Raw genomic sequence first — 21,458 nt, forward strand, 5'->3', positions numbered from 1 at the left:
AAGGCCCAGCCGCCCTCATTGCCAGGTGAGCAGTGGACGATGAGCGGGCTGAGGTCCTGAGTGCGCCGATCGGCGGACGGCATCGACCCAAGCTGTCCCTCGCCGCGGCAGCGTTGCTCGGGTCCGCCCGGGCAGCCAGACGGACCTCCCAACATGCATGCGGACGGGTCAGCCGTACTCGTAGAAGCCCGACCCCGTCTTACGGCCAAGCCGCCCCGCGTCGACCATGCGCAGCAGCAGCGGCGGCGGGGCGTACAGGGGCTCCTTGTACTCGGCGTACATCGAGTCGGCGATCGCCGCGATCGTGTCCAGGCCGATCAGGTCGGAGAGCTTGAGCGGGCCCATGGGGTGGGCGCAGCCGAGTTCCATGCCGTTGTCGATGTCCTCGCGGCTCGCGATGCCGGATTCGAACATACGGATGGCGGAGAGCAGATACGGGATCAGCAGCGCGTTGACGACGAAGCCGGAGCGGTCCTGGGCGCGGATGGCGTGTTTGCCGAGGATGTCGTGGACCAGGGCTTCGGCGCGCTTGATGGCCTGGTCGCCGGTGGTGAGGGCCGGGATCAGCTCGACGAGCTGCTGGACCGGGGCCGGGTTGAAGAAGTGGATGCCGATGACCTGGTCGGGGCGGGAGGTGGCGACGGCCAGTTTGACCACGGGGATGGAGGAGGTGTTCGAGGCCAGGATGGCGTCGGGGCGGGTCACAACCTGGTCGAGGACCTGGAAGATCTCCGTCTTGACCTGCTCGTTCTCCACGACCGCCTCGATGACCAGATCGCGGTCGGCGAACTCGCCGAGGTCGGTGGTGAAGCTCAGCCGGCCCAGCGTGGCGTCGCGCTCCGCCTCGGTGATCTTGCCGCGCTCGGCGGCCTTGCCGAGGGAGTTGGTCAGCCGGGTACGGCCGAGCTCCAGGGCCTCGCCGGTGGTCTCCGCGACCTTGACCTCCAGGCCGGAACGGGCGCATACCTCCGCGATGCCCGCGCCCATCTGGCCGCAGCCCACCACTCCGACGCGTTCGATGTCGGTCACCTCGTGCCTTTCCGCTGATCTGCAGGTCGTCCCCGACGTTACCTGCCGGTCGGCTCCGGTGGGTGGGCCGGGGCCGGAACCTTGTGGTCCCGACCCCGGCCCGCTGCCTCGTCCGGGATCTCAAGTGGGCGGGTGGTGGGCTCTGTTGGAGCGCACCGTGGCCGCGGTCACGTCGAGTCGCCGCGCAGGATGCCGCGCCCGTTCGTGCTCACGTACACCCGCCCGTAGACCCGCGGATCGCCGGTGATCGCGCCGCCGGTCCAGGCCCATTGGTGCGCGTTGTCGTTGATCCGTACCCAGCTCGCCCCGGCGTCCGTGGAGCGGAAGATCCCGCGGGTGCCGCCGATCTTGGCGCTGGTGTAGAGCGCCTGGTACGAGGCGCCGGGGGCGGCCTTGCCGAAGCCGATGGTGTCGGCCTGCTGGACCTCTCTCAGCTTGGTGAAGGTCGCGCCGGAGTCGGTGGAGTGCCACAGCCCGTACGTTCCGTTCGTGGAGCCGCCGGCGAGCCAGATGTCGCCCTCGGTGCCCGGCAGGGCCTTGAAGCGCACCGGGCCGTCGGTGGGCAGACCGGTGGAGGCCTTGGCGGTGAAGGTGGCGCCGCCGTCGGTGCTGACGTAGAACGTCCCGTTCTTGAAGCCGTAGAACTTCTTCGCGTTCTTGCGGTCGGATTCGACGACCGCCCCGGCCGGGATGCCGCTGGAGGCGGTCCAGGAGTTGCCGAAACCGACGGTGTAGTAGACGGAGGAGGTGCCGTCGGGGCTCCAGACGAAGCCGCTGCCGTCGGTCGCCGCGGCCACCGTGCCGCCGCCGGTGACCCCGGAGGGCTCGCTGCCCTGCCACCAGTTGGCGCCGTTGTCGGTGGAGAAGGCGATCCGGGGCGCGGCGTCGTTGTTGCCGACCCGCACCACCGTGTTCGGGTTGGTTTCGGCGTAGTCCAGGCTGGTGGTCGTGGTGAAGCTGGGTGAGCTGAACATCTTGGCAGGCACCGCGTCGAGGTCGGTGTGGCGGAAGCCGCCGATGTCCCCCAGGGCGCTGAGCAGCGGGGCGCCGGAGGGCGGGCTCGCCAGGTCGTTGACCGCGGTCTCCTCCAGGCCCTTGACCATCGGCGTGATCTTGATCTGGCCGCCGGAGTCCCAGGTGGAGAGGTTTTCGGTGCCGTAGACCGTGGCGCCGGTGCCGTACATCAGCCGGTTGGAGTCGAACGGGTCGATCTCCAGGGCCTCGGTCATCCAGCCCAGCTTCGGGGTGACCTCGGGCGGGGACGGGTTGGTGCCGAAGGTCAGCCAGGGGACGGACGAGACGTCCTGGGTGTAGCGGAAGGAGCGGTTGGGGTAGCTGGTGAAGTCCCAGGCGCGGGTCCAGGTGGCGCCGGAGTCGGTGGAGCGGAAGATCTGGGTGTCCGGCCACCAGGAGCTGTAGCCGGTCGCCATCAGCGTGCCGGGCTTCTGGCGGTCCACCGTCAGCCCGCTGTAGCCGAAGTAGGTGTCCGCGTCCGTCATCGGGCTGATGTTCTTCCACTCACCGGTGGCCGTGGCGTACCGCCACACCTGGCCCTTCTCTCCGTCGTACGGGCCGCCCTTGTCGCTCGTGGTGATGTAGAGGTAGCCGGATCTGGAGTCCAGGACGCCCTTGTGGGAGAGGTAGCCGGTCGGCTGTCCGTCCACCCGCGACCAGGTGGCGCCGGCGTCGGTCGAGCGGTAGACGGTGTTCTGCTTGTCGGCCACGCCGACGTAGATGGTCTTGGTCGCGGTGCCCGACGAGCCCGTACGCTCGTCGAAGGTCACCCAGACCACGCCCTGGTTGTCGCTCAGATAGCCGCTGGAGTCGCTGGGGTCCTGGGCGTAGTTGCCCGCGTTGGGGAAGGCCGTCACCTTCGACCAGGTGGCGCCGGAGTCGGTGGAGCGCCACAGGCCGTTGCCGCTCGGCGCGCCGAAGTACAGCACGCTGTTCTTGTTCGGGTCGACCGCCAGCCGCTCGCCCATGCCGCGGCTGGGCATGTTGCCGCCGACCTTGAAGGGCAGGGTGGTGGTCTGCCAGGTGGCGCCGCGGTCGGAGGAGCGCAGGATCGCGCCGTTGGTCGGGTCCCAGCTGTTGGTGTACGTGCCGACGGCCGCGTACACCTTGTTCGGCTCGACCGGGTCGCTGGCCAGGCTGGCCACCCCGCTCCAGCCCCAGCGGTCCCAGTCCACCCAGTCCAGCAGCGGCACCCACTGCTTGCCCGACTGGTCCCAGCGGTACGCCCCGCCGATGTCGGTGCGGGCGTAGGCGAGGTTCTTCTCCTTGCGGTTGAAGATGATGCCGGGGACGAAGCCGCCGCCGTCGACGCGGACGTTCTTCCAGGTGGCGGCGGCCAGGCCGGCGGTGGGTTTGTTCGGGGCGTCGTCGGGGCGGGCGGCGGCCGGGGCGGCGGCCGCGGTCAGTAATCCGCCGACGAGCGCCAGCGCGGCCATGAGCGCGCCGAGCGGTCTTCTCCGGTCATGAGAACGCCGGTCATGAAAACGCCGGTCATGAAAACGCACGGGAACTTCCTCTCCGGGCATCCGCCGCGGGTCGCGGCGGTACGGGGGCGGGTCTGTGCGGGTCTGTCCGTGTCCGGGCTTGGGAGCGCTCCCATATGTGCGTACCACCGATGCTAGCGGCCGGATGACCGGGCGAGAAGTCGTCCGGAAGGGTGGGAAGGATTGCCGCGCGGCCGTAAGACCCGCATCATCGGCGGGAGTTAGCCACGATCGACAGGCGAGCGAGCGAGGAGCGAGGATGGGGCAGATCACGCGCAGGGGACTGACGGTCGCGGCCGTCGGAGCGCTGGCCGCGACCGTCACGACGGGTTCGACGGCGGCGTACGGGCGCGAGGAGGCGCGGGGGAGCGGCGGGCAGCTCAGGCGCCAGTTCCGCGGGATGTGGCTGGCCAGCGTCGCCAACCGGGACTGGCCCTCCAAGCCCGGCCTGACCGCCGCCGAGCAGCGCGCCGAACTGCTCGCCTTCCTGGACACCGCGGTCGAGCGCCGGCTGAACGCGGTGGTCTTCCAGGTCCGGCCCACCGCCGACGCGCTGTGGCCCTCCCGGTACGAGCCGTGGGCCGAATACCTCACCGGCGTCCAGGGCCGCGATCCGGGCTGGGACCCGCTGGGCACCGCCGTGCGCGAGGCCCACCGGCGCGGCCTCGAACTGCACGCCTGGTTCAATCCGTACCGCGTCGCCAACCACACCGACCCCACCCGGCTGGCCCCCACGCACCCCGCGCGGCTGCACCCGGAGTGGGTGGTGCCGTACGGCGGCAAGCTCTACTACAACCCGGGCCTGCCCGAGGTCCGCCGTTTCGTCCAGGACGCGATGCTGGACGCGGTGGCGCGCTACGACGTCGACGCCGTCCACTGGGACGACTACTTCTACCCCTATCCGGTGGCGGGCCAGGTCTTCGACGACGACGCGGCGTACGAGCGCCACGGCGCGGGGTTCCCGGACCGGGCCGCCTGGCGGCGGGACAACATCGACCGGCTGGTGCGCGAGACCGCCGTCCGCATCAAGCGGCTCGACCCGCGGGTGCGGTTCGGGATCAGCCCCTTCGCCGTCTGGCGCAACCAGGCCACCGACCCGCAGGGCTCCGACACCCGGGCCGGGGTGCAGACCTACGACGACCTGTACGCGGACACGCGGAAATGGGTCCGCGAGGCGTGGATCGACTACATCGTGCCGCAGGTGTACTGGAACATCGGCTTCGCCGCCGCCGACTACGCCAAGCTGGTGCCCTGGTGGGCGGAGACGGTGCGGGGCACCGGCGTGGACCTCTACATCGGCGAGGCGCTGTACAAGGCGGGAGACCCGGCGCAGCCCGCGCCCTGGCAGGACCCGGCGGAGCTGTCCCGGCACCTCACCTTCGACCGGGACTATCCGCAGGTGCGGGGCAATGTGTACTTCTCGGCGAAGGAAGTGGCCGCCGACCGCAACGGCGCCATGGCGCGCGTGGTCGCCGACCACTACCCGTATCGCGTGCGTCCGCCCCGCTGAGCCGTCTGGGCCTGGACTACGGCCGTCCGGGCTCTGTGTGCAGGTGACGCACGACCGAATCCGGGCCGGGGGAGACCACGCACTCGTGCCCGTCGTCCTCGAAGCGGACGCGGAACGGTGGGGTTCCGTCGTCCCCGAGCACTTCGATGATCTCCGCGGTCCGGTCGTGAATTCCGACAACCCTGCCGTGTACCAGCAGCTTGTCGCCTACGGTCGCCTCCATACGCGTGACCTCCTGTCCGGTGCCCCGGAGGGTATTGCGGTCCCTGAGGCCAGTTTATGGCTGCTTCTGCCGGTTTGCTCCCGCCCGCTGCGTCACGCCGATGCAGACCAGCACGGCCACGGCGGCGGCGGGCGCGGCCCAGGTCAGGTGTTCGCCCAGGAGGAGTACGGACCATACGAGGGTGAGCAGGGGCTGGGCGAGTTGGAGTTGGCTGGCCCTGGCCACGCCGATGGCGGCCATCCCGCGGTACCAGACCACCAGACCCAGGAACTGGGAGCCCAGGGCCAGCCACAGCGCCCCGGCGACGGTGTGCGCCGTCAGGTGTACGGGCTCGGTGGTCATGGCGACCGCCGCGCCCGCCACCGACAGCGGCAGACAGGCCACCAGCGCCCAGCCGATCACCTGCCAGCCCGGCATATGGCGCGCCAGCCGGGCGCCCTCCCCGTAGCCCGCCGCGCACACCAGCAGCGCGCCGAACAGATACAGATCCCCGACGGTCGGCGCGCCGCCGCTCTGCTGCAGCGCGAAGGCGACGATCACCGCGGCGCCGGCGACGGCCGCGGTCCAGAACCGGGGGGTGGGCCTGGCGCCGGTGCGCACCGCCGCGTAGACGGCCGTGGTCAGCGGCAGCAGGCCGACGACCACGGCGGCATGCGAGGTGGTGGAGGTCCGCAGCGCGAGCGTGGACAGCAGCGGGAAGCCGAAGACGACGCCCCCGGCGACCACCAGCAGACCGGGCCAGTGGCGGCGGCCGGGCGGCGGGACGCGCAGGGCGGCCAGCGCGCCGCCCGCGACCAGCCCGGCCAGGGCGAGCCGGCAGCCGACCAGCGACCAGGGGCCCAGGCCCTCGAGCCCCCAGGCGGTGGCGGGGAAGGTCAGGGAGAACGCGGCCACGCCCAGCGCGGCCATGACGGTGCCGAGGGCGCCCCCGCGGCGGACGGGGGACGGTGCGGGCTGGGTGCGGACGAGCGGGGGCCGGGCGAGCGGGGGCCGGGCGGCGGTGCGCGGCTCGGCGCCACCGCTCACCGCTATCGTTCCGCTCGCAGTAGCGCTATCTTGGGCTCTCATGCAAGAGCGTAGCAGTGTGGCGGAATTGGCAGGCATCCTCCGTGCGGAGCTGAACCGCTACTCTCCCGGTGAGAAGCTGCCGTCCAGTCGGGCCCTGGTGGACCGCTACCGGGTGAGCCCGGTGACCGTCTCCCGCGCCCTCGCCGCACTCCGTGCCGAGGGGCTTGTGGTCACCCGCCCCGGCGCCGGGGCCTTCCGGGCCGCCCGGCCGCGAGGGGGCGAGGAGGCGCCGCGCCCGGGCGACACCTCCTGGCAGGAGGTGGCCCTCAGCGTCGAGACGTCCGGGGAGTCGGTCCCGCGCTCGGTCGACGCCTCCGGCGTGCTGATGACTCTGGCCGTCCCGCCGCCCGGCGCCCTCGAACTGCACGGCGGCTATCTCCACCCCTCGCTCCAGCCGGAGCGGGCGCTGGCCGCCGCCCTCGCCCGCGCCGGGCGGCGGCCCGGCGCCTGGGACCGCCCGCCGATCGAGGGGCTGTCCGAGCTGCGCGCATGGTTCGCGGCCGAGATCGGCGGCGGGGCCCTCGCCCCGTCCGAGGTGCTGATCACCGCGGGCGGCCAGAGCGCGCTGACCACCGCGCTGCGCGCCCTCGCGCCGCCCGGCGCGCCCGTGCTCGTCGAGTCCCCCACCTACCCCGGGGCGATAGCCGCCGCCCGCGCCTTCGGGCTGCGCCCGGTCCCGGTCCCCGTGGACGCCGACGGGGTCCGCACCGACCTGCTCGAACAGGCCCTCCGTACGAGCGGGGCACGGGTCTTCCTCTGCCAGCCGCTCTTCCAGAACCCGACCGGCGCGGTGCTCTCCGCCGAACGGCGCCGCGAGGTGCTGCGGGTGGCCCGGGAGGCGGGCGCGTTCGTGATCGAGGACGACTTCGCGCGCCGCCTCGCCCACGAGGACGCGGGGCCGCTGCCCGCGACCCTCGCCGCGGACGACCCCGACGGCGTCGTCGTCCACGTCTGCTCGCTCACCAAGGTCACCTCGGCCAGTCTGCGGGTGGGCGCGCTCACCGCCCGCGGCCCCGCGCTCGAGCGGCTGCGCGCCATCCAGGTCGTCGACAGCTTCTTCGTGCCGCGCCCGCTTCAGGAGGCGGCGCTCGAACTCGTCGGCTCGCCCGCCTGGACCCGCCATCTGCGCACCGTCGCCGCCGAGTTGCGGATCCGCCGCGAGGCCCTGGCCACAGGCGTACGGCGGGACCTCCCCGAACTCGCCCTGCGCCATGTCCCGCCCGGCGGCTTCCACCTGTGGCTGCGGCTGCCCGACGGCGCCGACGAGGCCGCGCTGACGGCCGCCGCCCAGCGTGCCGGGGTCGCCGTCGCGCCCGGCCGCCCGTACTTCTGCGCCGAACCGCCCGCCCCGCATCTGCGGCTGGGCTTCGCCTCGGCGGCGAGCGCGGGCGAGCTGGCGGAGGGGCTGCGCCGACTCCGTACCGCGTGCGACGAGGTGCTGGGCTGACGGCACGCGGGATTCCCTCACGCCGGATCCCTCGCGTGCCGAATACGTGCCGAAAACCTCTCGACGCCGCCCCTCTGACCTGCGAGCCTCCCGCCATGAGCGACATGAGTGACATGAGTGATACGACCGGCCGACCGGCCGCCGACGGCTACGAGATATCCACCGACGCCTCCCGCCTCGACGCGGCCCGTATCCACCACTGGCTGTCCACCGACGCGTACTGGGCGCTGGGCCGCACCCGTGAGAAGCAGGACCGCGCCATCGCCGGCTCACTCAACTTCGGCGCGTACGACACGGCCTCGGGCGCCCAGGTCGCGTACGCCCGGGTCGTCACCGACCACGCCACCTTCGCCTGGCTGTGCGATGTCTACGTCGACCGGTCCGCGCGCGGGACGGGCCTCGGCACCGCGCTCGTCACGGCCGTCCGTGACCACCTGGCGCCCTTGGGGCTGCGGCGCATGCTGCTGGCGACGCACGACGCCCACGGGGTGTACGAGAAGGTCGGCTTCGCACCGCTGGACAAGCCGGACCAGTGGATGTCCCTGCGTTTCCCCCGCGGGGAGATGCCGGGGAGGTGACGCGGCCCGGCCGGGCCGCGGCCCGGCCGGTCAGTGGCCGCCGCGCTGGTCCACGGCTTCCACCGCCTCCCGCGGCTCCTCGGTGGCTTCGCCGGTCTGCGGCGCCTCGGCAGGGGCGGGCTTGCGCCGGCCGGTCAGCCGCATGGCGAGGGGCTGGGTGTAGCGGGCGGTGAGCGGGCCGAGGATCACCAGGATCAGCACGTACGCCGTGGCCAGCGGCCCCAGCTCCGGTTCGATACCGGCCGTGACGGCGAGTCCGGCGATGACGATGGAGAACTCGCCCCGGGCGACCAGGGTGCCGCCCGCGCGCCAGCGGCCCTTGACGGAGATCCCGGCGCGCTTCGCCGCCCAGTAGCCGGTGGCGACCTTCGTACAGGCGGTGACGGCGGCCAGCGCGAGGGCGGGCAGCAGGACCGGCGGGATGCTCGCGGGGTCGGTGTGCAGGCCGAAGAAGACGAAGAACACCGCAGCGAACAGATCCCGTAGCGGGCTGAGCAGGTTGTGCGCGCCCTCGGCCGCCTCCCCGGACAGCGCGATGCCGACCAGGAACGCGCCCACGGCCGCCGACACCTGGAGCTGCTGGGCGATCCCGGCGATCAGCAGGGTCAGCCCCAGCACCACCAGCAGCAGCTTCTCCGGGTCGTCGCTGGAGACGAAGCGCGAGATGACACGGCCGTAGCGCACGGCCAGGAAGAGCACCAGACCGGCCACGCCGAGCGCGATGGCCAGCGTGAGGCTGCCCGCCGCCACGCTCACCCCCGCCAGCAGGGCGGTGATGATCGGCAGATAGACGGCCATGGCCAGGTCTTCGAGGACCAGGATGGACAGGACGACCGGGGTCTCGCGGTTGCCGAGGCGGCCCAGGTCGCCCAGGACCTTGGCGATGACGCCGGACGAGGAGATCCAGGTGACCCCGGCCAGCACCACCGCGGCCACCGGGCCCCAGCCCATCAGCAGCGCCATGGCGGCGCCGGGCAGGGCGTTGAGCGTGGCGTCGACCAGCCCGGCCGGGTACTGGGTCTTGAGATTGCTGACCAAATCGCTGGCGGTGTACTCGAGCCCGAGCATGAGCAGCAGCAGGATCACGCCGATCTCGGCGCCGATCGCCACGAACTCCTCACTGGCCCCCAGCGGCAGCAGACCGCCTTCGCCGAAGGCGAGACCGGCCAGCAGATACAGCGGGATCGGGGAGAACTGAAAACGTCCGGCCAGCCGGCCCAGCAGGCCCAGGCCCAGGATGACCGCACCGAACTCGATCAGGAAAAGAGCGGAGGAGTGCATCGATCACTCCCGCCCGAGTATCGCGGCGGCCGTCTCCACGCCTTCGCGGGTGCCGATCACGATCAGGGTGTCGCCGCCGGCCAGCCGGAAGTCCGGCGTCGGGGAGGGGATCGCTTCCGCGAGCCGCAGCACCGCCACGATCGAGGCGCCGGTCTCGGTCCGCATCCGCGTCTCGCCCAGCACCCGCCCGTTCCAGTACGAGACCGACGACAGCTCGACGCGCTCGGCCACCAGCCCCAGCTCGGTCGTGGACAGCAGCGCCGGGCTGTGGTGGGTGGGCATCAGCGCGTCGATGACCGCCTCCGCCTCCTTCGCCGTCAGCCGCACCGACATGGCGCACTCGTCGGGATCGTCCTCGTGATACGAGCTCAGGGTCCGCCCGCCGTCGCGATGCGCGACCACCGACAGCCGGCGGTGCTCTCGCGTGGTCAGGTCGTAACGGACACCGATTCCGGGCAACGGCGTGCTGCTGATCCGCGGAGCGCCCACGGCCATCCTTCCGTCGTATGTGCCACTTACCGGTGGACGTACGGCGGCCGGTGCCGGCCGGTGACGTCCCCCCACACCCTACCGAATGGCAAAGAAATGGTAATGGCCGGGGTCAGAGGGGTGATCGAGCGGGGCCGGCCGGGGACCGGCGGTCGCCGGATGAGAAGACGATCACCCTTCGGAAGGACACGCCCGGACGGCTCCGGGCGGGCGCGGATCGCGAAGGCTGACGGGCCGGCCCCGCACCCCTTCATGCTGCTGCACATATCTAGTTGTTGCAAGTGCTTCGCAATAAGGCTCTAGGGTGGGTCCCGGCACGATCACTCACCGTCGAAAGCCACAACGAAAGCCGAAAGGGGCTGTGCCTGATGGGCACGTACGCGCTTCCCGACCTCCCGTACGACTACGCGGCGCTGGAGCCGGCCATCACCGGCCAGATCCTGGAACTGCACCACGCCAAGCACCACGCCGCCTACGTCAAGGGCGCCAACGACACGCTGGAACAGCTCGCCGAGGCCCGGGACAAGGAGCAGTTCTCCGGCCTGGTCGGGCTCGAGAAGACCTTGGCGTTCAACCTCTCCGGACATGTGCTGCACTCGATCTTCTGGCAGAACCTGTCCCGGGACGGCGGCGACCGCCCCGACGGAGCGCTCGGCGATGCCATCGACGAACACCTCGGCGGCTTCGAGGCGTTCAAGAAGCAGCTCACCACCGCCACCACCACGGTCCAGGGCTCCGGCTGGGGCGTACTGGCCTGGGAGCCGCTGGGCAGGCGCCTGATCGTCGAGCAGGTCTACGACCACCACGGCAACGTCGGCCAGGGCGCGGTGCCGCTGCTGGTGTTCGACGCCTGGGAACACGCCTACTACCTGCAGTACAAGAACGTCCGCCCGGACTACGTCAGCAAGCTCTGGGACCTCGTCAACTGGGAAGACGTGGCGGCCCGCTACGCCGCCGCGGCGGGCGTCTGAACCGGATTCCACGGGCGGCGCCGGGGCCCGGCTGCGAGCTCGTGAAATGTGCCGTGTGTTCTTGGGGAACTCGGGCGGGCTCCGCCGCGACTACTGGGACGGACACTCGCCCCACCCCAAGGAACCCGCATGTCACGGACACGATCCACCGCGCCCCGGCCCGCCGCCGCATTCGCCGGAGCCCTCTGTCTGGCCGCCGTGGCCTGCGGCGGCCCGGCTCAGGGCCCGGACACCTCCCCGGGGGCGGGCGGCGCCCGGGCCGGCTACCCCGTGACCCTGGAGAACTGCGGGCGGACCACCACCTACCGCGAGCCGCCCAGCCGGGTGGTCGTGATGAACGGCGCCTCGGTGGCCGAGGTGTCCTCCCTGCTCGCCCTCGGTCTCGGCGACCGCGTGGCGGCCAACGCACAGTCCTACGGAATGTCCGAGGTCAAGGGCCGGGCGCGGGCGATCGCGCAGCTGCCGGCCCGCGGCATCGACCAGGGCGGCGCCACCGACATCCCCCGCGAGACGATGCTCGGCCTGCGCCCCGACACCGTGCTGTCCACCACCTCGTACGGCTTCCGGGCGGAGAACGGCTTCGCCACCCGCGACGACCTCGCCTCGGTGGGCGCCAACAGCTATATCTCCCCGGCGGGCTGTGACGACAACCCCTCCCGGATGCGGATCGCGGACAGCTATCGGCTGCTGACCGACCTGGGCCGGATCTTCCATGTGGACGACCGTGCGCGACGGCTGATCGCCGCCTCCCGGCAGAAGATCGACGCCGTCGCGGCCAGGGTGAAGGACCGGAAACGGCCCCGGGTCATGGTGCTGTTCTCCAATATGTCCATGGGGTCGAACGACTTCAGCGCGATCGCGGCCAACGGCATCTGGAACGACATCCTGGCCAAGGCCGGCGGCTCCAACGCCTTCTCCTCCGCCACCCGGAACACCTTCGCCGACCTCAGCAAGGAGAAGGTCGCCGCCGAGCCGGTCGACGCGCTCGTCGTCATCAGCTATCAGGACCGGGACCCGGAAGGATACGCGCGCAAGCTGCTGCGGCAGTTCCCGCAGTGGCCGGCCGCCAAGGCAGGGCGCTACATCGTTCTGTCGGACTCCATGTACCTGGGGCCCAGCAACGACATCGCCGTCGACCGGATCGCCCGGATGCTCCACCCCGACGCCTTCCCGGCCGTCCGATGACGGGCCGTCCGATGACGCGCCGCCCGATGGCAGGCCGCCTGATGGCACGCCGCTCGATGACGCGCCGCCCGATGACGGGCCGCCCCCGTAAGGCCGCCACCGCGGCGGTCCTGCTCGCCATGACCGCGCTCCTCGCCCTGGCCATGATGGTCGCGATCAGCGTCGGCGCCGTCAACGTACCGCTGGGCGACGTCTGGCGGATCGTCCTCAGCCGGCTCCTGGGCGGTCAGGTGGCGGCCGGTGACCTGGCCCTCGACCAGATCGTCTGGAACTTCCGCACCCCGCGCGTCGTCCTGGCAGCCCTGGTGGGCACCGGCCTGGCCGTGTCCGGGGTGGTTCTGCAGGCCGTGGTCGCCAATCCGCTCGCCGACCCGTACGTCCTGGGCGTCTCCTCCGGCGCCTCGCTCGGCGCCGTACTCGCCTTCACCCTGGCCGGTGGCGCGCTCGGCGGGCTCGGCGTGTCCTCGGCGGCCTTCCTCGGCGCCGTCGCGGCGATGGCCCTGGTCTTCGTCCTCGGCCGGCGCGCGGGGCGGCTGGCCCCCATCCGGCTGGTGCTGGCGGGCGTCGCTGTCGGCTATGTACTGCTCGCGGCCACCAGCTATCTGCAACTGCGGGCCACCCCCGCCGAGTTGCGCGCCGTGATGTTCTGGACGCTGGGCAGCGTGGCCGGTGCCCGCTGGGACCAACTGCCCGTCGTCGCCACCGTCGTCCTCACCACCACCGCCGTGCTCGCCCTGCTCGCCGGACGGCTCAACGCGCTGCTCGCCGGGGACGAGTCCGCCACCGCGCTCGGCGTCGACGTACACCGGCTGCGGGCCGTGCTGCTGGTCCTCGCCTCGCTGCTCACCGGTACCGTCATCGCCGTCGCCGGGGGCATCGGCTTCGTCGGCCTGATGATCCCCCACCTCGTACGGCTCGCCTTCGGCGCCGACCACCGCAGGCTGCTGCCGCTGGCCGCGGTGACCGGTGCGCTGTACATGGTCCTGGTCGACCTGCTCTCCCGCACCCTCACCAGGCCCAACGAACTCCCCCTCGGCATTCTCACCGCGCTCTTCGGCGCGCCCTTCTTCCTGTGGCTGCTGCGCCGCAACACCAGCCTCGACTGAACGACAGGACCCGGCACATGGAACTCACCGTGGACGGACTGCACATCGCCCTGGACCGGCAACCGATCCTGCGCGATGCGACCCTCAAGGCCCACCCGGGCGACGTCGTCGGCCTCGTCGGGCCCAACGGCAGCGGCAAGTCCACGCTGTTGCGCGCCGTCTACCGCTCACTGCGCCCCGACCGGGGCGCGGTGTACGTCGGCGGGGACGACGTATGGGCCCTGCCCGCCCGTACCGCCGCCCGCCGCACCGCCGCGGTGCTCCAGGACTCCGGCGGCGGCCCGGCCGGGCTGTCCGTACGGGAGGTCGTGGCGCTGGGCCGCACCCCGCACCACGGCCTGCTCGGCCGCGAAGGACCCGAGGACCACCAGGCCGTGGACGAGGCACTTGACCGGTGCGGGGCCCGGCCGCTGGCCGACCGGGACATCACCTCCCTGTCCGGCGGCGAACGCCAGCGGGTGCTGCTCGCCCGCGTACTCGCCCAGCGCCCGGGGCTGCTGGTGCTCGACGAGCTCACCAACCACCTCGACATCCGGGCCCGCTTCGAACTCCTGGAGCTGATCCGCGCCACTGGTACGACCACCCTCGCCGTCCTGCACGACCTGGACCTCGCCGTACGGCTCTGCGACCAGCTGGTTGTGCTGCACGGCGGGGCGGTGGTCGCCGCGGGCCCGGTGCCGGACACCCTCACTCCTGAGCTGCTCCGCGAGGTGTTCGGCGTGGCCGCCACCGCCGAGCGCCACGCCGACGGCGTCGTACGCATCACTTACGCGGCCCGGCCGCTCGCCCCCTCCTGAAGCGGCCCTCGTTACGCGGGAAGCGGCTCGTCGGCGAGGTAGGGCGGCGCCGGCTCGTACTGGATATAGCGGCGGACCGTGCGCGCGTGGTCCCGGCCGTGGAGGCGGCCGACGAGCCACAGCGCCATGTCGATCCCGGCCGAAACGCCCTGGCTGGTGGCCAGATCGCCGTCGACCACATAGCGCGCGTCGCGCACCACCGTGACCTCGCCGCGGGCCTCCAGAGCGTCCTCGAAAGCGTGGTGGGTGGCCACCCGGCGACCGCGCGCCGGGCCCGCCTCGTGCAGCAGCAGCGACCCGGTGCACACGCTGGTGGTCCACGCGGTGTGCGCCGAGGTCTTGCGGATCCAGTCGATGACCGCGGGGTTGGACACCTCGCGGCGGGTGCCCATGCCCCCGGGCACCAGCAGGACGTCCAGCGGCGGATGGTCGTCCAGCGTATGGTCCGGCAGCACCCGCATGCCCTTGTTGCAGCGTACGGGGTCGGGCCGTTCGGCGATGAGCACCGCGGTGTCGGCGTGGTCGCGCACCATCGACGAGACGGTGAACACCTCCCAGGGGCCGACGAAGTCGAGCTCCTCAGCCCCGTCGAACACCAGCAGGCCGTATGTAGTCATGCGTACTCCCTCGTGGATCGGAAACGTTCCCGGTACTCGGACGGCGAGATCCCGGCATGGCGGTGGAAGGCGCGGCGCAGGGTCTCGGCGGTGCCGAAGCCGTACCGCCGGGCGATGGCCTCGACCGGGTCCCCGCCCTCGACGAGCGCGCGCTGCGCCGCCTCGACCCGCACCCGCTCCACATAGACCGCGGGCGGCGTGCCGAGCTCGGCGGTGAACCTGCGCTGCAGATGGCGCGTGCTCAGCCCGGCACATCCGGCCAGATCCGCGACCGTGTGCCGGGCGCCCGGGTCGGCGTGGATGGCCGACACCACGGCGCGGATCGAGTCGGTGGCCGGCTGCGCCGCCCACAGCCCCACGCTGAACTGGGACTGGCTGCCGGGGCGGCGCAGGAACAGCACCAGCTCCCGGGCCACGGTGTGGGCCGCCTCCCGTCCCAGATCCCCCTCCACCAGGGCGAGCGCGAGATCCATCCCGGCGGTCACGCCCGCCGAGGTCCACACCCGGCCGTCCCGGACGAAGATGGGGTCGCAGTCGACCCGTACCTCCGGGTGTTCGCGGACCAGTTGCTCCTCGCGGCCCCAGTGGGTGGTGACCCGCAGCCCGTCCACGAGCCCGGCGGCGGCCAGCAGGAACACCCCGCTGCACACCGAGGTGATCCGCCGGGCGTCGGCCGCTGCCGCCGCGATCCAGCCGATCAGCTCCGGAACGTGGCGGGCCCGGTCCACCCCTGGGCCGCCCGCCACCACCAGGGTGTCGATCCCGCCGGGGTCGAGATCGGCCACCCCGTGCGCGGCGTGCACCGGTAGCCCGCTGGACGACCGTACGGGGCCCGGGCGGGGAGCCACGATCCGGCAGGAGTAGCCGGAGTGGCCGGAGTAGCCGCCCGCGAGCTGGTCCGCGTGCTGGTCCGCGTGCTGGAACACCTCGAGCGGACCGGCCAAGTCGAGCGACTGGAACCCCTCGTAGATCACGAAGACGACATGTCGGGTCACCCCTCCAGCCTGCGGTCTGTCCCGGATGGCGGCAACGACACACACCCCACACATCGCGCCACAGATCCCACACCCCGGAACGGCGACCGGGGGCCACCGACCGAAAACCAGCCGCTCTAGCATGCCCGGATGAACTTCCGGCTCACGCTGATCGCCTCCGCCCGCAGCACCTCCCGGCTCGCCGAGCGCTTCGACGACGACCGGCCGCTCGACCCCGGGGGCTGGCGCGAGGTCGAACGCGTGGCGCCCACGCTGCTTCCGCTGGCCGCCGCGGAGTTGCGCTACTGCTCGCCGTCGGCGCGCAGCCGGGAGACCGGCGACATCCTCGGCTTCATGCCGCTCGCCCAGCCCGCCCTGCGCGACTGCGACATGGGGCGCTGGCGCGGCCGCACCATGGAAGAGGTGATGACGGGCGAGCCCAGAGCGGTCGACGACTGGCTCGCCGACCCGGGCAGCGCACCGCACGGCGGCGAGTCGCTGTTCGCGTTCATCAACCGCGTGGGCGCCTGGATGGACACCCGGCCCGTCGAGCGCGATGGCCGGATGCTCGCCGTCGCCGACCCGGGCGTGATACGCGCCGCCGTGACGTACGCGATGAAGGCGCCGCCGCACTGCTACTGGAACGTCGACGTACTCCCGCTGTCCACCACCACCCTGACCGGCGGGGCCGGGAAGTGGCGGCTGTGTGTGGACCGCGAGGCGCAGCTGTAGAAACGCGCCGTTCGAAGGGCGCGCGGCGCGGTCTACACAGCGGAGCGGTCTACACACCGGAAACATCGCGGTTACGGAATGTCGGTATTGATCGCGTAGGTTCCAGGTACACGTCCTCGACGAAGAGGGATCCCACCCCGCCCGATCGTCTGGAGGACACCCGTTGCGCGCACCGTACCCCCGACCCGCGGCGCCCTATTGGCTGACCCACCCCCTGCACGGTGCGCGGGGGCTGCGCGGACCCGTGCCCTGGGCGGCGGTGGCGCGCGGCGCGCTCGGTGTGGGGCCGGTGCTGGCGGCCCTGGTGGCCGCGGGGCAGACCTCCGCCGGGGTGACCGCGGGCCTCGGCGCGATGTTCGCGCACATCAACGACCGGCCCGCCACCCGCGCCACCCGCCTGGTGCGCATCGGCCTCCCCGCCCTGGCCGGGGCCGTGGGCATGGTCACCGGGGCGTGGCTTGGCACCCTCGGACTCGGCGCCTGGATCGCGCTCGCCCTGGCGGCGGTCGGCCTGGTGTCCGGCGCGATCAGCGCGATCGGGCCGGTCTGCTCCTCGGCCGGGGTCCAGTTGATGGTGGTGTGCGTGGTCGGGGCGGGCATGCCCGCCCCTGAGCCCCCGCCGGTCCGGGCCGGGCTATTGCTCGCCGGCGCCGCGTGGGTGCTGGTCATGTCGTGGCTGCTGCCGCTGATGGGCCCTTTCTGCGGCTCGGTTCGCCGCCGGGCAGGGCTGCCCGACGAGCGGCGCGCGGTGGCCGCCGTCTACGACGCGCTCGCCGACCTGATGGCGGCGGTCGGCACCGAGCGAGGCCAGGCGGCCCGGCGCCGGCTGACCGCCGCGTACGACGCCGCCTACGAATCGCTCTACGGACACCGGGTCCCGCTCCTCCGCCCCGACGCCGGTCTGCGGCGGCTGCGCGATCTGCTGGCGGTGGCCGGGGCGCTGAGCGAAACGGCGGTGACACTGATGTGGGAGGGCGAGCCACTGCCCGCCCGCGTGGCGCGGACCCCCGCGCTGCTGGCCCGCTCGGTGCGCACCGGCCGCCCGCCCGGCCCGCTCCCCGCGCCCGCGCCGCACACCGCCGGCGGCCTGGCCGCACACCGTGCGGTGCTGCTCGCCGCCCGCGTCTTCGACGGCGAACCCGCCCCGGCGGTCGGCGCGGTCGGGCCCGGCCCCCGGCAACGGCTGCGCCGGGTGCTCGGCCCGGCGGGCCGGGAGTACGCGGCCCGGGTGGCGCTGTGCGTGGGGGCCGCCACCGCGCTGGCCAAGTCGCTGCCGGGCGAGCACTGGTACTGGCTCCCCGCCACCGCCGCCTTCCTGGTCAAGCCCGATATGGGCCCCCTGGTGTCACGGGCCGTCTCCCGGGCGCTGGGCACCGCCGTCGGCGTGGCCGTGTTCGCCGGGCTCGCCGCGCTGCTCGGCCCGCTCGCGGGGGCGGACGCCGAAGTGTGGCCGGTGGCCGTCGCCGCGGTGTGCTCGGCGCTGATCCCGGTGTCCGTACGCCACTTCGCGCTGCAGACGGCGGTGCTCACCCCCCTGCTGCTGTCCCTGGTGTACCTCGGCGGCGACCGTGGCGCGGAGTACGCACGGCTCGCGGACACGCTGCTGGCCTGCGCGGTGGTGCTGGCGGCCGGGGTGCTGCCGGGCCTCGGCGGCCCGCGCGCCCAGGTGTCCGTACGGCTCTCGCTCGCGGTCCGCGCCACCCGCGACCACGTGGACCGGGTGCTGGCGGCCGACGCGCCCTACGAGGTACGGCTGCGGCTGCGCCGCGAGGCGTACCGCGCCCTGGCCGATGCCCGCCGCGCGGTGGAGGTGGCCGGGGCCGAACATCCGCCGTTCGGGCGCGACCTGGCGGCGTGGGCCCCGGTGGTCGCGGCGCTCGAGGAGATCGTGGACGCGGCGACGGCGTGCGGGGTCCGGCTGGACCACGGTGCGCCGCCCCCGGACGCGAACCTGGCGGACCGGCTGCGGGCCGTCCTGTCGGACCTGGCCGACGCGGTCGCCGCCCGCCGCCCGCCCGCCGACCTGCCGCTGCCTGCCGGGGCGTCGCTCACCCTCCCCCGCCCACCGCTGGGCGGTGCCCCCTGCGCCACACTCGCCGACGTCATCGCCGGCCTGCACCGCGCCCGGCACCTCGCCGGGTCGCGCTAGCCGCGACGCTCCTAACATCTCGACCATGAACCGTATGGCGAATCTCGTACTCATCAGCGGCAGCCTGCGTGAAGGCTCCACCAACACGGCGGTGGTGCGCACCCTGCCCGGGCTGCTCGGCGACCGGGTCCGCCCGCTGGAGTACCGCGGCATGGCGGAGCTGCCGCACTTCAACCCGGACGACGACATCGAGCCGCTGCCCGCGGAGGTGGCCCGGCTGCGCCAGGTGGTCGCCGAGGCCGACGCGGTGTTGTTCTGCACACCCGAATACGCGGGGGATCTGCCCGGCTCGTTCAAGAACCTGCTGGACTGGACGGTCGGCGGGACGGAGATCGTCGACAAGCCGGTGGGCTGGATCAACGCCTCCTCGTCCGCCACCGGGGCCGAGGGCGCCCACCGCGCCCTGCGCACGGTCCTCGGGTACACGGGAGCGCGCCTGGTCGAGGAGGCGTGTACGCGGGTGCCGGTGCCCCGGACCGCCGTCGACGCCGCGACCGGTACCGTCACGGACCCCGAGGTGCGCGAGGCCATCGCCGAGGTCGCTCATGCGCTCGTGGACCGCGCCGCCGCGTCCTGACCGGCGTCCCATTCCCCCGTGGTGGCGAACCGCTCCACGGCGTCCGCGTACGGCCCGGGGTCGAACCCCCGCGCGCGTACCCACTCCGGGTCCAGATGGGTGTTCCGGTACGGCTCGGCGTGGTCGCCGACGAGGCTGACCACGCTGCCCCGCGCCCCCGCCGCGCGCATCCGCGACACGAGGTGGCATACGCCCCACAGACCGGTGCCGGCCGCCGGTCCTGCCGGGACGCCGGCCGTGTCGTGGAGCCACCGCAGGGCCGCGATGGACGCGGCGTCCGGGACCGGGATCACCAGGTCGATCACGCTCGGCAGAAAGCCGGGCTCGGTGCGGGGGCGGCCGATGCCGGGGATCCGGGAGGGCATTCCGGTGGCGTAGTCGCGGCAGTCGCTCGCCCACGCGGGGAAGTAGGCCGAGTTCTCCGGGTCCACCACGGCCAGCCGGGTGGGGTGGCCGCGGTGCCGCAGCTGTCGGCCGATCGAGGCCGAGGTGGCGCCGGTTCCGGCGCCCGTCACGATCCACGCCGGCACCGGATGCGGCTCCGCGCGCAGCTGCTCGAAGATCTCATCGGCGATCGTCGGCTCGCCGTATTCGGCCAGGGCCGGTCCGGCGTCGGTGAAGTGGTCCAGGAAGTGGCCGCCCAGCCGCTCGGCCAGCGCGCGGGCCTCCTGCTGCACCGCGGCCGGCGGCAGTTCGGCCGGCTGCCACCGGCCGCCCTCCCGCTCGATACGGACCAGGGTGTCCGCCGGGGTCTTCGCGGGTACGACGGCGCGGAACGAAAGGTCGAGCAGCCGCGCGAAGCGGGCCCCCGCGACGGCGACCGCGCCGCCGGTGGCGGCGACCACCGTGGTGTCCGCCGTGATCAGGCCGCTTGCGATCGCCCGGCGGAACATGGCCCGTACCAGGCGGTGTTTCACGCTGCCGGTGGGGTGCGCGGACTCGTCCTTGAGATAGACCTGGATGTCCCGCAGCGCGGGCAGCGGGAGCGGACGGAGGGGGGTCGGGCCGTGGGCGCGGCCTTCCGCGTGGAGGCACCGGATCGCGTCCGCCGCCCAGGCGTTGGGGTGCTCCGAGGTCATGGGCACCGACCCTACCCAGGGGGCCCGGACGCGTTGTCGGTGCCGTATGGCATCGTCGAAGGCGTCAAGTGCACTGCGTAACAGGGGGTTCGGACGTGACGGTGACGCTGGAGGGCGAGCGGCTGGCCGAGGTGGCGCGGCGGCTCAGGGAGGCTGACACCGGAGGGTGGCGGCAGCCCGCGCTGCGGGCGCTGGTCTCGTCGCTCGGGTGGGAGTGGCGCGAGGCCCCGGGGGGCGCGGGCGAGGCGTGGCTGCGGCCGACGGGGCAGTACGAGTCGGACTTCGTGCATGACGGCGAGGAGTTCGTCGGGCTCCATGTGCCGGTCGAGCTGGTGGCGGGCGGGGCCGCCGCCAAGGCGGACAGCTTCCGGAAGGCGGCGGAGACGCTGACGGAGGCGTTCGGGCGCGCGTCCATCATGGGGGCGTACGGGGACCTCGGGCCGTTCTACGAGTCCACGCCGCTGTGGGGGAGCCCGTTTCTGCGGTGGCGCGGAAAGCCGGACACCCTGGAGCTGCGCGCGGGGGAGCGGGGGCCGGAGCTGCTGCTCCAGCCGACCGACCCGGCGGAGAACTGGTTCTGGCGGCAGGGTCACGGCGAGGCCCACGCGCTCGGCGGCTTCTTCGGCTCCCGCCGGGTCTCGGCCAACGGGGGCCTGGGCTTTCCCGGTTACTGGCAGACGGACGACTGGGACGTCTACACCAGCGCGCTGACCGACTTCCTGGGCTCGCTCCCGGCCGCGACCAGCGCCCTGGGCATCGGTCTTGACCTCGGCATCCACGCGCTGGTGCCGGGCACCTACGGGCCGGTCGTCTTCCATATCGTCTGCGGCGATCAGCTGGAGATCGTCTACAGCACGGAGGAGCTGGACGGCGCGGGCTCCGGCACCGACCCGGCCTCCCTGGGCTGGATCCCGGAGGCCACCACGCCCGCGCGGCTCTCCCACTGGATCGACTGGACGCACCACTCCGGTGTCTTCGGCCCGGATGACACCGACGGCCCCCGGCTGGCCCGGTTGCTCGTCGACACCCTCCGCGGTCTGGGCGTGTCGTCGCCGAAGGACCTGAGCCTTTCGGACCACGCCCAGACCGTGGACGGCTACCAGGTGGACTTCTACGGGCTGACGCTGCGCGAGAACCCGTAAGGACAC

General features: G+C 73.0%; 20 protein-coding genes. 11 read left to right on the forward strand and 9 right to left on the reverse strand.

Translation table 11 applies throughout. The annotated features are described in order from the left end of the window. Positions 1–168 precede the first annotated feature (168 nt). Together ACWDSL_RS02575 and ACWDSL_RS02580 are read right to left on the reverse strand one after the other, a co-directional pair. The gene (locus tag ACWDSL_RS02575) at positions 169–1,029 is read right to left on the reverse strand and encodes a 3-hydroxybutyryl-CoA dehydrogenase (RefSeq protein WP_450480942.1); all 861 of its coding nucleotides are present in this window, start codon (positions 1,027–1,029) and stop codon (positions 169–171) included. Between the two features lie 167 nt (positions 1,030–1,196). Continuing rightward, the gene (locus ACWDSL_RS02580) at positions 1,197–3,479 is read right to left on the reverse strand and encodes a xyloglucanase (RefSeq protein WP_450481063.1); all 2,283 of its coding nucleotides are present in this window, start codon (positions 3,477–3,479) and stop codon (positions 1,197–1,199) included. Positions 3,480–3,786: 307 nt separating this feature from the next. Between ACWDSL_RS02580 and ACWDSL_RS02585 the strand changes: the two genes are divergently transcribed. Beyond that, positions 3,787–5,037 carry a glycoside hydrolase family 10 protein gene (locus tag ACWDSL_RS02585; RefSeq protein ID WP_450480944.1) on the forward strand — a complete coding sequence of 417 codons (1,251 nt, stop codon included), beginning with the start codon at positions 3,787–3,789 and terminating at the stop codon, positions 5,035–5,037. 16 nt (positions 5,038–5,053) lie between these two features. Here ACWDSL_RS02585 and ACWDSL_RS02590 read toward each other — a convergent pair whose 3' ends face one another. Continuing rightward, the gene (locus ACWDSL_RS02590) at positions 5,054–5,260 is read right to left on the reverse strand and encodes a DUF1918 domain-containing protein (protein WP_352129240.1); all 207 of its coding nucleotides are present in this window, start codon (positions 5,258–5,260) and stop codon (positions 5,054–5,056) included. Positions 5,261–5,314: 54 nt separating this feature from the next. Next, positions 5,315–6,328 (reverse strand): DMT family transporter, encoded by a 1,014-nt coding sequence (locus ACWDSL_RS02595; RefSeq protein ID WP_450480946.1) that lies wholly within the window; start codon positions 6,326–6,328, stop codon positions 5,315–5,317. Here ACWDSL_RS02595 and ACWDSL_RS02600 point away from each other — a divergent pair. After that, the gene (locus ACWDSL_RS02600) at positions 6,327–7,775 is read left to right on the forward strand and encodes an aminotransferase-like domain-containing protein (RefSeq protein WP_450480948.1); all 1,449 of its coding nucleotides are present in this window, start codon (positions 6,327–6,329) and stop codon (positions 7,773–7,775) included. The genes ACWDSL_RS02595 and ACWDSL_RS02600 overlap by 2 nt on opposite strands. Before the next feature lie 113 nt (positions 7,776–7,888). Next, positions 7,889–8,353, forward strand: a complete 465-nt coding sequence (locus tag ACWDSL_RS02605) for a GNAT family N-acetyltransferase (protein WP_450481065.1) — start codon at positions 7,889–7,891, stop codon at positions 8,351–8,353. Between the two features lie 30 nt (positions 8,354–8,383). Here the strand turns inward: ACWDSL_RS02605 and ACWDSL_RS02610 are convergent, their stop codons facing one another. Next, positions 8,384–9,634, reverse strand: a complete 1,251-nt coding sequence (locus tag ACWDSL_RS02610; RefSeq protein ID WP_450480950.1) for a cation:proton antiporter — start codon at positions 9,632–9,634, stop codon at positions 8,384–8,386. A 3-nt stretch (positions 9,635–9,637) separates the two neighbouring features. Continuing rightward, a complete protein-coding gene (locus ACWDSL_RS02615) occupies positions 9,638–10,129 on the reverse strand; it encodes a cation:proton antiporter regulatory subunit (RefSeq protein WP_450480952.1) in 492 nt (163 codons plus the stop codon). Positions 10,130–10,491: 362 nt separating this feature from the next. On the opposite strand from ACWDSL_RS02615, the gene ACWDSL_RS02620 reads away from it, so the two are divergent. The 4 genes from ACWDSL_RS02620 (at position 10,492) to ACWDSL_RS02635 (ending at position 14,182) form a co-directional block, all read left to right on the forward strand. Further along, a complete protein-coding gene (locus tag ACWDSL_RS02620; RefSeq protein ID WP_450480954.1) occupies positions 10,492–11,094 on the forward strand; it encodes a superoxide dismutase in 603 nt (200 codons plus the stop codon). A gap of 129 nt (positions 11,095–11,223) precedes the next feature. Further along, positions 11,224–12,279, forward strand: coding sequence for an ABC transporter substrate-binding protein (locus ACWDSL_RS02625; protein WP_450480956.1), 1,056 nt, complete (start codon positions 11,224–11,226; stop codon positions 12,277–12,279). A 143-nt stretch (positions 12,280–12,422) separates the two neighbouring features. Then, on the forward strand, positions 12,423–13,385 hold the full coding sequence (locus ACWDSL_RS02630; protein ID WP_450481067.1) for a FecCD family ABC transporter permease: 963 nt from the start codon (positions 12,423–12,425) through the stop codon (positions 13,383–13,385). Between the two features lie 17 nt (positions 13,386–13,402). After that, positions 13,403–14,182 carry an ABC transporter ATP-binding protein gene (locus tag ACWDSL_RS02635; RefSeq protein WP_450480958.1) on the forward strand — a complete coding sequence of 260 codons (780 nt, stop codon included), beginning with the start codon at positions 13,403–13,405 and terminating at the stop codon, positions 14,180–14,182. 11 nt (positions 14,183–14,193) lie between these two features. On the opposite strand, the gene ACWDSL_RS02640 is transcribed toward ACWDSL_RS02635, so the two are convergent. Both ACWDSL_RS02640 and ACWDSL_RS02645 read right to left on the reverse strand, forming a co-directional pair. Continuing rightward, positions 14,194–14,799, reverse strand: a complete 606-nt coding sequence (locus ACWDSL_RS02640; protein ID WP_450480960.1) for a DJ-1/PfpI family protein — start codon at positions 14,797–14,799, stop codon at positions 14,194–14,196. Further along, complete coding sequence (locus ACWDSL_RS02645) at positions 14,796–15,848, reverse strand: GlxA family transcriptional regulator (protein ID WP_450480962.1); 1,053 nt, start codon at positions 15,846–15,848, stop codon at positions 14,796–14,798. The genes ACWDSL_RS02640 and ACWDSL_RS02645 overlap by 4 nt, the downstream gene beginning before the upstream one ends. Positions 15,849–15,923: 75 nt before the next feature. Here ACWDSL_RS02645 and ACWDSL_RS02650 point away from each other — a divergent pair, with 75 nt between their 5' ends. The 3 genes from ACWDSL_RS02650 (at position 15,924) to ACWDSL_RS02660 (ending at position 19,231) form a co-directional block, all read left to right on the forward strand. Continuing rightward, the gene (locus ACWDSL_RS02650; RefSeq protein ID WP_450480964.1) at positions 15,924–16,505 is read left to right on the forward strand and encodes a histidine phosphatase family protein; all 582 of its coding nucleotides are present in this window, start codon (positions 15,924–15,926) and stop codon (positions 16,503–16,505) included. Positions 16,506–16,668: 163 nt separating this feature from the next. Beyond that, positions 16,669–18,654 (forward strand): FUSC family protein, encoded by a 1,986-nt coding sequence (locus tag ACWDSL_RS02655; protein ID WP_450480966.1) that lies wholly within the window; start codon positions 16,669–16,671, stop codon positions 18,652–18,654. Positions 18,655–18,679: 25 nt separating this feature from the next. Continuing rightward, entirely contained in the window at positions 18,680–19,231 is a 552-nt protein-coding gene (locus ACWDSL_RS02660) for an NADPH-dependent FMN reductase (protein ID WP_450480968.1), read from the forward strand. Here ACWDSL_RS02660 and ACWDSL_RS02665 read toward each other — a convergent pair. Further along, complete coding sequence (locus ACWDSL_RS02665; RefSeq protein WP_450480970.1) at positions 19,198–20,310, reverse strand: pyridoxal-phosphate dependent enzyme; 1,113 nt, start codon at positions 20,308–20,310, stop codon at positions 19,198–19,200. The genes ACWDSL_RS02660 and ACWDSL_RS02665 overlap by 34 nt on opposite strands. A gap of 95 nt (positions 20,311–20,405) precedes the next feature. On the opposite strand from ACWDSL_RS02665, the gene ACWDSL_RS02670 reads away from it, so the two are divergent. Next, positions 20,406–21,452 carry a hypothetical protein gene (locus ACWDSL_RS02670; protein ID WP_450480974.1) on the forward strand — a complete coding sequence of 349 codons (1,047 nt, stop codon included), beginning with the start codon at positions 20,406–20,408 and terminating at the stop codon, positions 21,450–21,452. Positions 21,453–21,458 lie beyond the last annotated feature (6 nt).

It is taken from the genome of Streptomyces sp. NPDC000941 (assembly GCF_053599555.1).

Excerpts from the sequence above, each read along its gene's own strand:
- ACWDSL_RS02580 (WP_450481063.1), bottom strand. The coding sequence starts at position 3,479 with ATGGCCGCGCTGGCGCTCGTCGGCGGATTACTGACCGCGGCCGCCGCC.
- ACWDSL_RS02585 (WP_450480944.1), top strand. The coding sequence starts at position 3,787 with ATGGGGCAGATCACGCGCAGGGGACTGACGGTCGCGGCCGTCGGAGCG.
- ACWDSL_RS02590 (WP_352129240.1), bottom strand. The coding sequence starts at position 5,260 with ATGGAGGCGACCGTAGGCGACAAGCTGCTGGTACACGGCAGGGTTGTC.
- ACWDSL_RS02600 (WP_450480948.1), top strand. The coding sequence starts at position 6,327 with ATGCAAGAGCGTAGCAGTGTGGCGGAATTGGCAGGCATCCTCCGTGCG.
- ACWDSL_RS02595 (WP_450480946.1), bottom strand. The coding sequence starts at position 6,328 with ATGAGAGCCCAAGATAGCGCTACTGCGAGCGGAACGATAGCGGTGAGC.
- ACWDSL_RS02605 (WP_450481065.1), top strand. The coding sequence starts at position 7,889 with ATGAGTGATACGACCGGCCGACCGGCCGCCGACGGCTACGAGATATCC.
- ACWDSL_RS02610 (WP_450480950.1), bottom strand. The coding sequence starts at position 9,634 with ATGCACTCCTCCGCTCTTTTCCTGATCGAGTTCGGTGCGGTCATCCTG.
- ACWDSL_RS02615 (WP_450480952.1), bottom strand. The coding sequence starts at position 10,129 with ATGGCCGTGGGCGCTCCGCGGATCAGCAGCACGCCGTTGCCCGGAATC.
- ACWDSL_RS02620 (WP_450480954.1), top strand. The coding sequence starts at position 10,492 with ATGGGCACGTACGCGCTTCCCGACCTCCCGTACGACTACGCGGCGCTG.
- ACWDSL_RS02625 (WP_450480956.1), top strand. The coding sequence starts at position 11,224 with ATGTCACGGACACGATCCACCGCGCCCCGGCCCGCCGCCGCATTCGCC.
- ACWDSL_RS02630 (WP_450481067.1), top strand. The coding sequence starts at position 12,423 with ATGATGGTCGCGATCAGCGTCGGCGCCGTCAACGTACCGCTGGGCGAC.
- ACWDSL_RS02635 (WP_450480958.1), top strand. The coding sequence starts at position 13,403 with ATGGAACTCACCGTGGACGGACTGCACATCGCCCTGGACCGGCAACCG.
- ACWDSL_RS02640 (WP_450480960.1), bottom strand. The coding sequence starts at position 14,799 with ATGACTACATACGGCCTGCTGGTGTTCGACGGGGCTGAGGAGCTCGAC.
- ACWDSL_RS02645 (WP_450480962.1), bottom strand. The coding sequence starts at position 15,848 with ATGTGTGGGGTGTGTGTCGTTGCCGCCATCCGGGACAGACCGCAGGCT.
- ACWDSL_RS02650 (WP_450480964.1), top strand. The coding sequence starts at position 15,924 with ATGAACTTCCGGCTCACGCTGATCGCCTCCGCCCGCAGCACCTCCCGG.
- ACWDSL_RS02660 (WP_450480968.1), top strand. The coding sequence starts at position 18,680 with ATGAACCGTATGGCGAATCTCGTACTCATCAGCGGCAGCCTGCGTGAA.
- ACWDSL_RS02665 (WP_450480970.1), bottom strand. The coding sequence starts at position 20,310 with ATGACCTCGGAGCACCCCAACGCCTGGGCGGCGGACGCGATCCGGTGC.